Annotated in this window: 2 protein-coding genes; both read left to right on the top strand. The window is 57.4% G+C overall.

Translation table 11 applies throughout. The features are described 5' to 3' along the window. On the top strand, positions 1-3,325 hold a 3,325-nt coding region (locus DZK30_RS25495), incomplete at its 5' end, for a carbohydrate binding domain-containing protein (protein ID WP_162903471.1). A 39-nt stretch (positions 3,326-3,364) separates the two neighbouring features. After that, a partial coding sequence (locus tag DZK30_RS25490; protein WP_162903470.1) for a hypothetical protein occupies positions 3,365-3,768 on the top strand: 404 nt, incomplete at its 3' end.

Below are 3,768 nucleotides of genomic sequence, written 5' to 3'. Positions count from 1 at the left end.
CCAGGACCTTGACGGTACGCCCGCCAGCAACAAAGCGCAGACGGAAGCCACGCGCAGCGGCGGCGGCAATGGCGCTTCAAGCCTCTATAGCCCCAACCTGTTTGACGGCAGCGTCGATATCCGTATCCCCATTTATGATTATAAGACCGACAACGCCGACCTCGGTGTGACCTTAACCTACAACACCCGGGGCATTAAACTGGACCAATTGGCTAGTAGTGCCGGGCTTGGGTTCGCGATCAAGGCGGAAGGATCGATCAGCAGGGTGGTCAAGGGCCTGCCCGATGAGCTGTCGGTAAACCTGGACATGGCCGTTGTGTACGGCAACCAGACCTATACCAAGGCCAGGGGCCGTATGGCCAATGTGATGAACGGATCGTCTGCGGCCGGCGCCTACCTGGACTCCGAAAGCGATGAGTTTGTGGTATCAGCCGGTAACTTGTCGTTCAGCTTTATGATCGGCCGTGGCGGACAGGTATTTACCATTCCGCAGCGCGGCGTGCAGGTAAAAGTGCTGGCTGCAGGCGCCAGCTATTGGACCACACCCGCCCCGCCATCCCAAAACCTGGAGTTTGAGATCACCGATGAGCAGGGCAACCGCTATTACTTTGTCAAAGGCGATTATTCCCAAAAGCCCCTGTACCTGGACATTACCAAGACCACGCCGGGACAGGAGCTGGCCCAATACTGGATGACAGAGCGCTGGGTGGTGAGCAAAGTGACCCTTGCCGACGGCAAAGAGATCCGCTACAGCTACCAGGCGAGCGAAGGCAGCCGTGATGTCCTGTACCAAAGCTATAACTACCCTGGCCTGCCCCAGGTTCCTGGCGGCGGAGACGCCTATGGCCCCGATTTCCGCTCCCGGCTCAGCAGCATCCGGTATCCCAACGGTATCACTGCCAACATGGTTTATAATAATACCCTTTCCCGTTGTGATTTAGGCAGCGTAAGCCCCGGCGACCGTTCGATCCTGACCGAGATCAGTGTGGGCACCGACTATGGCAAATGCCTGCGCTACCGGCTGCACCAGGTCTATACCGTAGCCGACCCCGCTAACCTGAACCGGGAGATCCCCATTACCGATCCCTGTCTTTATATTTACGATGCCCCCTTTGATAATCCTTTAGATGGACACCGCATGCCAAGCTACCGCAACCACCGGCTGCGGCTCAAAAGCATCACGCTCATGAGTTGCGACGGCCTGCAGGAAGAGCCTTATTACAGCTTTGAATACGATCCGCAGGGCCTGCCGCCCCGCTTTCGCGGCGGACAGGACTGGTACGGTTATTATAACGGGCAACAGCCGGTATGGACACCCTTTGCCGGCGGCGCTGCTTACAATCCGGATATGACCATACCCTTACACAGCGAGACCCGCAACGGCCTTACTATCCAGTATGGCGTGAACCGTAATCCCAACCTGAGCTATACCAAAGCCGGCTCGCTGCGCTCGGTAACCAATGCCTATGGCGGCAATACCCGCTTCGTATACACCACCGTAAGCCTGAATAGCAGCTATAGTAGCTACGACCCGGCCATTCCCTCCGACGGGTATTTCTTCAACAACTTTCCTTCAATGGATGGCCTGGCCGTCGACTCCATTATCGAAAGCGAGCCCTTCCATCCCGATAACCGCAGGATCAGCACCTTCCAGTACCTGGACGGCTGGGCCTGGTTTGGCGGCGGCTATTATCATTATCCCAAAAGTAAGCCCGACCTTAACCAATATCCTGCCGCCCCCGCCGTCTTTACCGGCAGCCGGCTCAGCAGCCAGCAACAGGTCAACGGCAGCAACCATGGCTTTGGTACCGTACGCATGTATGTGCGCAACAATGCCGGCCGGCAGCTCTCGCACCGGGAAGCCAGCTTCACCACCATCTACGATGCTTCCAACGGCTGGCAATACCGCTACCTGGCCAAGGGCAAAAAATACTACCAGTACCCCTTTACCGATAAGCAATACCTGCGGGACTGGGAAATAGGCCTGCCGGTCAGCATTGCCGAATACGACGATATGGACAACCTGGTACAGACCACCCAGAACCGCTACAACTTCAACCTGCTGCTCGATACCCTGGGCGGTGAAGCCCTGCAGGTAGACGGCACCCATATTGTCTATGTAGACAGCCCGCTGCTCAACTCGGGCGGTAAAGCCGCCGTAAGCGACTATTACAAACCCTACCGGGGCAAGAGCCTGCTGATGAGTACCATCGTGAAAAAGAATATCAGCTATGGCGCCGTGATCTACGACTCCGTCGCCTATACCTACGACAGCCGCAGCAACCTGTCGCGCATCATCACCACCAATAGCGAAGGTGAAGAAGTGCAGACCATCAATTACTACAACTACGATGCGGGCGCCCTGGACCCCTTACCCGGCCTGGAGAAGCTGACCACCACCCAGCGCTGGAAGCGTATACCCGGCAACACCGGCCCGCTACCGCAGAACGGCCTGCTGCTCGACGCCTTTTTCCATGGCAGCACCAAAGAAGGTACCGCCCCTGCCTTTGAAAAGATCCGGGACAAGAACCTGTATGTGCCGCAAAGCAGCCAGCCGCAAAGCTATAGCAGCTACCTGGGTACTGGCAGCGACAACAGCGAAGCCCTGAAGATACAGGCCACCTATAACAATACAGCCCTTACCGGCTTCCGCAAGGCCAGCGAAGTGCTGCGCGCCGACGCCAAAGGCAATCCCCTGGAAACCTACCTGGAGCAGGGACAGCAGTACAAAGCCATGATCTGGGATACGGCCACCGGCAATAAGCTGGCCGAGGCCATCGGCTGCCGCTACGACGAGCTGGCCTATGCCGGCTTCGAGGCCAAAGGCAACAGCAACTTCCAGTACAATGCCAATGCGGTGAGCAATTTCAGCAATGCCCCCGGCGGCAGTAATGTCTACCTGCTGGGCGGCAGCAATACCATCGGCCGCTCCGGGCTCACCGCGGGAAAGACCTATTTTCTTTCGTTTTGGTCCACCCATACCCCTACCTGCAGTATCGGCGGCAGCGCGATAAGCCTGACCACCGGCCCTGTAAGAGATATCTGGACCTATTACGAAGGCAGCTTTACGCCCAACAGCAGCAGCGACCAGTTCCTGCTCTCCCGCAGCGTCAACTGCTTTATAGACGAAGTGCGCCTGCATCCCGTAGCAGCCATGGTACAGAGCTGGAACATAGACCCCCTGCTGGGTACCACCTCGGCCACCGATGCCCGTGGCAGGATTACTTATTATGAGTACGATGCGATGGGCAGGCCCTACCTGGTGCGCGACCAGGAAGGCCATATCCTGTCCAAGAGCCAGTACACCATCCATGGCGCCGAATAAATACACCCTATTTCCATCCTTATACAAATAAGAACGACTATGCAAACCTTTTTGCATTCTACGATAAAAATACTGGGCCCGGCCCTGCTGCTGTTCGCTGGACAGTGTGCCCTGCATGCCCAGACCAACAAGCCGCAGCTGGGCGTAAGCGCGCCTGCGGGTAGTGTAACGCAAACCGTGCCGCAGCCACCGGCCATCACCGTCAATGCCTCGGAACTGTACAACTACCAGCGCAGCTTCGTACCCCGGGTACCCATCGACGACCCGGCCCAGCTGACCACCGGCAGTGCACCTTCCGATGTGCAGGTGAGCACACTGTACAAAGATGGCTTTAACCGCAGCATGGAGGCCGTACAGCATAACTTTACCCCGGGCAAGAGCCTGGTGTTGCCCTCCGATACCCGCTTCCAACCCTCGGAGACCGGCTATCTGCCCTATAGCGC

Source organism: Taibaiella koreensis (genome assembly GCF_003545715.1).
In the GTDB taxonomy this organism is placed as follows: domain Bacteria; phylum Bacteroidota; class Bacteroidia; order Chitinophagales; family Chitinophagaceae; genus Taibaiella; species Taibaiella koreensis.
Note: the sequence above shows the minus strand (reverse complement) of the source record. Positions and strands in the feature narration are given on the sequence as shown.